This is a genomic window from Salinivibrio sp. MA427, from assembly GCF_001996115.1.
Taxonomy (GTDB): domain Bacteria; phylum Pseudomonadota; class Gammaproteobacteria; order Enterobacterales; family Vibrionaceae; genus Salinivibrio; species Salinivibrio costicola.
This window is the reverse complement of record NZ_MUFH01000474.1, coordinates 1-1,269: the sequence shown is the minus strand read 5'-3', so window position 1 is coordinate 1,269 and position 1,269 is coordinate 1. Positions and strand designations below refer to the sequence as shown.

At 49.6% G+C, this 1,269-nt stretch carries 1 protein-coding gene, 1 tRNA gene and 1 rRNA gene; 2 read left to right on the top strand and 1 reads right to left on the bottom strand.

The window, feature by feature from the left end:
* Window positions 1-84: 84 nt before the first annotated feature.
* Window positions 85-200, top strand: a 5S ribosomal RNA gene (gene rrf, locus BZG79_RS15705).
* Between the two features lie 99 nt (window positions 201-299).
* Window positions 300-376 (top strand) — tRNA-Asp (locus BZG79_RS15700).
* Between the two features lie 77 nt (window positions 377-453).
* On the opposite strand, the gene ilvY is transcribed toward BZG79_RS15700, so the two are convergent.
* Window positions 454-1,269: HTH-type transcriptional activator IlvY (ilvY, locus tag BZG79_RS15695; RefSeq protein WP_108743328.1), on the bottom strand; the 816-nt coding region annotated here is incomplete at its 5' end.

Below are 1,269 nucleotides of genomic sequence, written 5' to 3'. Positions count from 1 at the left end.
AAATAAGCCAGTTGATTGTGGCGAGAACGAACAGCTTTCTAGATTAAGTGTTTTGGCTGAAAAGTGAAGACACACCAAATTTTGCTTGGCGACCATAGCGCTTTGGACCCACCTGAYTCCATGCCGAACTCAGTAGTGAAACGAAGCAGCGCCGATGGTAGTGTGGGGTCTCCCCATGTGAGAGTAGGACATCGCCAGGCTCTCATTATCTAATTAGCGCTTARTATTRGGCTTTAGTTAGCAAAAATTTAAGCATCAAAGCAATTAAGTGTAAGACTTTGATGAGACAGAATTGGTGCGGAGTGGTAGTTCAGTTGGTTAGAATACCGGCCTGTCACGCCGGGGGTCGCGGGTTCGAGTCCCGTCCACTCCGCCACTACTTAGAAACCCTAGCTGAAAAGCTGGGGTTTTTTGCGTTTAAGCCCCAGCATCATTGTGTTGGGGCTTTTTGGTTTATCGCATGACATCGAGTAGGGCGTTGAGTAAAGGCTCTTTTGCGCGGGAAGCTTTACAACAAAGGCCTAGTTCGAGAGGTTGTACGATTTCTTGGCGCAAGCGCTCAACCTTGTCCTTTACTGGACTGTTATCAATCACCACATCCGGTGCAACACCAATACCACAGCCCAATGCCACCATACTGACTATCGCCTCGTGACCCGCTATTTGTGCGTAGACGTTTGCCTCGATGCCTTTGCTGGCCAACCATTGATCAGCGAGTTCGCGTGCTGTTCCCGCTTCGGGCAAGATTAAGGGTATGTGTTGCCAGTCAATGGCTTGTAAGTCAATGCCACTGCTGGCCATTGCCGGCGCGATAACCGACAAGCTCACGGTATCAATGGGTTGAAAGACTAAACTTGACGACAAATACTTTGGTTTAGCGGCAATGGCAATGTCTGCACTATTGTCTTGCACCTTTTCTTCTGCCTGAGCGGGATCGCCGGTCAGCAGTTGTAGCTCGATATTTGGGTATTGCTGACGAAACCGCGCGAGGAGCTCAGGTAAATGGCTATAGCTGGCGGTGACCGAGCAAAAGAGCGTGAGTTTACCGCCGAGCAAAGAGGCATGTTCATTAATATTGGCTTTGGTGGTATGCCATAGTTGTAAGATTTCTCGCGCCACGGGTAATAACGTTTTTCCTGCGGGCGTTAAGGTAACGGCTTTGTTCGTCCGAATAAACAACGGTTGACCGATGTCCTCCTCAAGCCGTTGAATAATCCGACTTAGGGCCGACGGGCTAGCATGCATGGCTTTTGCCGCACGGGTATAGCT